The organism is Citrobacter sp. Awk 2 (assembly GCF_028069815.1).
GTDB lineage: Bacteria > Pseudomonadota > Gammaproteobacteria > Enterobacterales > Enterobacteriaceae > Citrobacter.
Genome location: NZ_JANEWL010000158.1, coordinates 1 through 5,443, shown reverse-complemented (window position 1 = coordinate 5,443; position 5,443 = coordinate 1). Strand labels below are relative to the sequence as shown.

The following is a 5,443-nucleotide window of genomic DNA, read 5'->3' as shown; positions in this document are numbered from 1 at the left end:
CATCACCATTGTTATTTATTAGTTGCATTAATGTCTTTTACACGCCATTTTCATTCACTTCTGAAATATCTAACGGTGTGTTTATGCAATTCAATAATAGTCCACAGCGCTATGGCGTGGTGTCTGCCGCATTACACTGGCTGGTCGCTATTGCCGTCTATGGCATGTTTGCTCTGGGTTTATGGATGGTAACACTCAGTTATTACGATGGTTGGTATCACCAGGCGCCTGAACTGCATAAAAGTATCGGTGTGTTGCTGATGATGGGACTGGTTGTCCGCATTGTCTGGCGGGTTGTTTCCCCTCCCCCTGCCGCGCTGAAAAGCTATTCCCGTCTAACCCGCATTGCGGCGGCATTGGGCCACCTCACGCTATATACCCTGCTTTTTTCTATTGTCATCAGCGGCTATCTGATCTCTACCGCAGACGGTAAAGCAATAAGCGTATTTGGTTGGTTCGATGTTCCCGCCACGTTTGCCAACGCAGGCGTACAAGCCGACATCGCCGGTAACGTGCACTTATGGCTCGCCTGGACCGTGGTGGTTTTATCACTTCTGCATGGGCTAATGGCCCTGAAACATCACTTTATCGATAACGACGATACCCTTAATCGCATGTTGGGAAAATCGTCATCTGACTATGGAGCTTAAAATGAAAAAAAACCTGCTGGGACTCACACTCGCCTCTTTATTATTCACGACCGGCTCTGCCATCGCGGCGGATTACAAAATTGACAAAGAGGGACAGCATGCCTTTGTTAATTTCCGCATTCAGCATCTGGGATACAGCTGGCTGTACGGCACATTTAAAGATTTCGACGGTACATTTACCTTTGACGAGAAAAATCCGGCTGCCGATAAAGTCAATGTCACCATCAACACCAACAGTGTTGATACCAATCATGCCGAGCGTGACAAACACCTGCGTAGTGCAGAATTCCTCAATGTGAGCAAGTTCCCGCAGGCCACCTTTACGTCCACCAGCGTGAAGAAAGAGGGCAACGATTTGGATATCACCGGTAACCTGACCCTGAACGGTGTCACCAAACCGGTAACATTGGACGCGAAGCTGATGGGTCAGGGTGGCGATCCATGGGGTGGCACACGCGCCGGCTTTGAAGCTCAAGGGAAAATAAAGCTGAAGGATTTCAACATTACCACCGATCTCGGTCCCGCTTCTCAGGAAGTTGAATTAATTATCTCGGTGGAAGGCGTACAGCAGAAATAACGTCCTATTGATGCCGGATGAGGCTTTTGCCACCATCCGGCATCGTGTTATTGCGCAGGATCGGGAATACCGAGCTTAGTATTTAAACGCCCCCGCGATTTATTAAAGATCTTATTGCCGTTCTCACGCCCCGCGCGACGACGACGCTGCTCTTCTTCTGGCAGTTCGCTCTCTTCACAACACAGTTCGCTACAGCAGCCTTTATACTTTTGCGCACAGGCTGGACACTGAATAAACAACAGATGGCAGCCATCGTTTTTGCAATTAGTATGGCTGTCACATGCAGTACCGCATTGGTGACAATGCGAAATCACATCGTCAGAGATCCTCTCCCCCATGCGTTCATCGAAAACAAAATTTTTGCCGATAAAACGCACAGGCAACCCCTGCTCGCGCGCTTTGCGGGCATACTCAATAATGCCGCCTTCGATGTGCCAGACTTTGCTAAATCCGTTATGTTTCATCCATGCACTGGCTTTCTCACAACGAATCCCCCCAGTACAATACATAACGATTTTTTTATCCTTATGCTCCTGCATCATTTCTACCGCTTTCGGCAGCTGATCGCGGAAGGTGTCTGCCGGGATCTCCAGTGCATTTTCGAAGTGACCCACTTCATATTCGTAGTGGTTGCGCATATCAATAAACACTGCATCCGGATCGTCCAGCATAGCATTCACTTCAGCAGCTTTCAGATAATCACCCACGTTGCTGGCGTCAAAATCAGGATCATCAATGCCATCCGCGACAATTCGCTCACGGACCTTCATGCGCAGAACCCAGAATGATTTGCCGTCATCATCTAATGCAATATTGAGACGCAACCCGGATAATGCAGGATCAAATGCGTATAACTGTTGGCGAAACGCATCAACGTGACTTTGCGGTACACTGATTTGTGCGTTAATGCCTTCCCGTGCAAGATATACGCGGCCAAACACATTCAGTGTAGTGAACAGTTGATACAGTGCATCACGCGTTTGCTGAGGATCAGCGATGGTAAAATATTTATAGAATGAAATCGTCGTACGCGGCTCAGATTCCGCCAGCATTTTAGCTTTGAGCGCGTCATTCGAAATGCGGTTGTGTAACACTGGCATGGTGTACGTATCCTGCAATCAGTAAAAATGAAAATCGGCCGGCATGATAAAGCAAACATCGCCAATTTACATCCACACATTTTACGCTACATTTCATACTTCACGATAAAAACGCAACAACAATTGATGGTTTAATCACCGTTCTCCCGTCGTAAATTTTAGATACGCGCAAAAAAATGCGACAATACAGGGAATTGGTCGTTAGAAGACAGGATAGACATGACGAATTTACCCAAGTTTTCGGCTGCACTACTGCATCCGCGTTATTGGTTAACCTGGCTGGGTATTGGCATCCTTTGGTTAATCGTGCAGTTGCCCTACCCAGTGCTCTATAAATTGGGATGTGCATTAGGCCGTCTGGCATTGCGTTTGATGAAACGTCGGGCAAAGATTGTTTCCCGCAATCTGGAACTGTGCTTCCCGCAAATGAGCGAGCAGGAACGCCAGCAGATGATGGTAAAAAACTTTGAGTCTGTCGGTATGGGCGTAATGGAAACCGGCATGGCCTGGTTTTGGTCTGACAGGCGAATATCACGCTGGACTGAAGTTATCGGAATGGAGCATATCCGGGACGTTCAGGCACAAAAGCGTGGGATCCTGTTAGTTGGTCTGCACTTTTTGACGCTCGAGTTGGGCGCACGCCAGTTTGGCTTACAAGAGCCGGGAATTGGTGTGTATCGTCCTAACGACAATCCGCTGCTCGACTGGCTACAAACCTGGGGGCGTATGCGCTCCAATAAATCAATGCTCGATCGTAAAGACCTGAAAGGGATGATTAAAGCGTTGAAAAAAGGTGAAGTGGTCTGGTACGCGCCGGATCACGACTACGGCCCTCGCGCCAGTGTATTTGTGCCTTTGTTCGCCGTTGAACAGGCTGCAACGACGTCCGGAACCTGGATGCTGTCACGAATGTCGAATGCCTGTCTGGTGCCATTTGTTCCCCGCCGTAAACCTGACGGCAAGGGGTATCAATTGATTATGCTGCCACCGGAGTGTTCACCACCGCTGGACAATGCTGAAACAACGGCGGCCTGGATGAACAAAATCGTTGAAAAATGCATCATGATGGCCCCCGAGCAATACATGTGGCTACATCGCCGCTTCAAGACACGTCCTGAAGGCTCCCCCTCTTTGTACTGAGTCTTTGTTGCAGTCCTGTGGACTGCAACACCTTCTCTCCCCTTTTAGGTTTAACTGCTATCCGCATTGCAGCAACTATCAACCAGGCGCATAATTAGCCTGCTTACTTATATTTAATCGATAGCGCAAACAGCGCATCACACTGCGGATCGCTATGTCACCCTCTGATGCCCCCATAAACTGGAAACGCAACCTTACCGTTGCCTGGCTGGGCTGTTTTTTAACCGGCGCAGCATTTAGCCTGGTCATGCCATTTTTACCCCTTTACGTCGAGAGTCTTGGCGTGACGGGTCACAGCGCCCTGAATATGTGGTCAGGGCTGGTATTCAGCATCACTTTCCTGTTTTCAGCGATTGCCTCGCCTTTCTGGGGTGGGCTGGCCGACCGTAAAGGCCGGAAAATTATGCTCTTACGCTCGGCGCTGGGCATGGCCATCGTCATGCTGCTGATGGGGCTGGCGCAAAATATCTGGCAGTTCTTGATCCTGCGCGCCCTGCTGGGTTTGCTCGGTGGATTTATTCCTAATGCCAACGCACTGATCGCAACCCAGGTGCCACGCAATAAAAGCGGCTGGGCGTTGGGGACACTTTCCACTGGCGGCGTCAGCGGTGCTTTACTTGGGCCATTGGCGGGCGGGTTACTCGCCGATCAGTATGGTCTGCGCCCCGTATTTTTCATCACAGCCCTGGTGCTGTTGATCTGTTTTATTCTGACACTCTTTTTTATCCGTGAACGCTTCCAGCCAGTGAGTAAGAAAGAGATGCTGCACGTACGCGAAGTCGTGACGTCGTTAAAGAATCCAAAGCTGGTGCTGAGCTTGTTTGTCACTACCCTGATAATTCAGGTTGCAACCGGCTCCATTGCGCCAATCCTGACGCTGTATGTACGGGAGCTTGCGGGTAATGTCAGTAATATCGCGTTTATCAGCGGGATGATTGCCTCTGTACCCGGTGTTGCGGCCTTAATCAGTGCTCCAAGGCTCGGCAAATTGGGCGACAGGATTGGTCCGGAGAAGATCCTGATCGTGGCATTGGTTATCTCCGTACTGTTGTTGATCCCAATGTCATTCGTCCAGACACCCTGGCAGCTAGGCGTGCTGCGCTTTTTACTGGGTGCCGCTGATGGTGCATTGCTGCCTGCCGTACAGACCTTGCTGGTGTATAACTCAACCAACCAAATCGCCGGGCGCATCTTTAGTTACAACCAGTCGTTTCGTGATATCGGCAACGTGACTGGGCCGTTAATGGGAGCTGCTATATCGGCAAATTATGGCTTCCGTGCCGTCTTCTGCGTCACCGCGGGTGTTGTGTTATTCAACGCTTTCTACTCATGGAACAGTCTGCGCCGCCGCCGGGGATCTCAAGTCCTGGGATGATTTTGCGTATTCATTCTCAACGGTCCCCCAACATATCAATTGGCTTAATGTGGGGGGATACGTAGAGTGAACTCAATAACAGTTCTGATCGTACTGGCTGCACACTTTTTTAAACGTCATGACACTCAATAACGCTTAATATTATTCTAGCTGTTATAGTAAACCACTTTATTTCTACCTGAGTTTTTCGCTTCATACAACGCAGCATCAGCATATGATACGACTTTATCAGCAGAATAATCATCAGATTTACTACAATATACACCGATGCTGATTGTCATTTTCTCTTTCAAACCATATATATTGGGCACCGCTGTTTCAGTCTCAACATTTTTTCTTATTCTTTCCGCAACAAACATTACTTCAGCTTTATCTTTACACTTAATCAGTATCCCAAACTCTTCCCCGCCAATTCTCGCAAAAATATCGGAGTCCCTGATCGATTTATTAACAATATCAACAATGCTCTTTATAACGCGATCGCCTTCCTGATGGCCATAAGTATCATTGATGCGTTTGAATTTATCTATATCCAGTATCATTATACAAACAGCACCTTTTACTAAAGATGACTTCAGTGCCTTATAGAATAATTTACGGT

General features: G+C 48.4%; 6 protein-coding genes. 4 read left to right on the top strand and 2 right to left on the bottom strand.

Annotated elements, in window-relative coordinates; translation table 11 throughout:
- Nucleotides 1–83: 83 nt before the first annotated feature.
- Nucleotides 84–650 (top strand): cytochrome b, encoded by a 567-nt coding sequence (locus NNO02_RS22365; protein ID WP_271442812.1) that lies wholly within the window; start codon nucleotides 84–86, stop codon nucleotides 648–650.
- Nucleotide 651: 1 nt separating this feature from the next.
- The gene (locus tag NNO02_RS22360; RefSeq protein ID WP_061068131.1) at nucleotides 652–1,227 is read left to right on the top strand and encodes a YceI family protein; all 576 of its coding nucleotides are present in this window, start codon (nucleotides 652–654) and stop codon (nucleotides 1,225–1,227) included.
- Nucleotides 1,228–1,274: 47 nt separating this feature from the next.
- Here NNO02_RS22360 and trhO read toward each other — a convergent pair whose 3' ends face one another.
- On the bottom strand, nucleotides 1,275–2,327 hold the full coding sequence (trhO, locus tag NNO02_RS22355; protein WP_271442813.1) for an oxygen-dependent tRNA uridine(34) hydroxylase TrhO: 1,053 nt from the start codon (nucleotides 2,325–2,327) through the stop codon (nucleotides 1,275–1,277).
- A 219-nt stretch (nucleotides 2,328–2,546) separates the two neighbouring features.
- Between trhO and NNO02_RS22350 the strand changes: the two genes are divergently transcribed.
- The gene (locus NNO02_RS22350) at nucleotides 2,547–3,467 is read left to right on the top strand and encodes a Kdo(2)-lipid IV(A) acyltransferase (RefSeq protein ID WP_005129093.1); all 921 of its coding nucleotides are present in this window, start codon (nucleotides 2,547–2,549) and stop codon (nucleotides 3,465–3,467) included.
- Nucleotides 3,468–3,621: 154 nt separating this feature from the next.
- Nucleotides 3,622–4,842, top strand: a complete 1,221-nt coding sequence (mdtG, locus tag NNO02_RS22345) for a multidrug efflux MFS transporter MdtG (protein WP_271455781.1) — start codon at nucleotides 3,622–3,624, stop codon at nucleotides 4,840–4,842.
- A 146-nt stretch (nucleotides 4,843–4,988) separates the two neighbouring features.
- On the opposite strand, the gene NNO02_RS22340 is transcribed toward mdtG, so the two are convergent.
- Nucleotides 4,989–5,443, bottom strand: a 455-nt coding sequence (locus tag NNO02_RS22340; protein WP_271455780.1) for a GGDEF domain-containing protein, incomplete at its 5' end; no start/stop codon positions are given.

What these genes read in the sequence shown, in the direction of transcription:
- NNO02_RS22360 (WP_061068131.1), top strand. Translation starts at nt 652, where the DNA reads ATGAAAAAAAACCTGCTGGGACTCACACTCGCCTCTTTATTATTCACG.
- NNO02_RS22365 (WP_271442812.1), top strand. Translation starts at nt 84, where the DNA reads ATGCAATTCAATAATAGTCCACAGCGCTATGGCGTGGTGTCTGCCGCA.
- NNO02_RS22350 (WP_005129093.1), top strand. Translation starts at nt 2,547, where the DNA reads ATGACGAATTTACCCAAGTTTTCGGCTGCACTACTGCATCCGCGTTAT.
- trhO (WP_271442813.1), bottom strand. Translation starts at nt 2,327, where the DNA reads ATGCCAGTGTTACACAACCGCATTTCGAATGACGCGCTCAAAGCTAAA.
- mdtG (WP_271455781.1), top strand. Translation starts at nt 3,622, where the DNA reads ATGTCACCCTCTGATGCCCCCATAAACTGGAAACGCAACCTTACCGTT.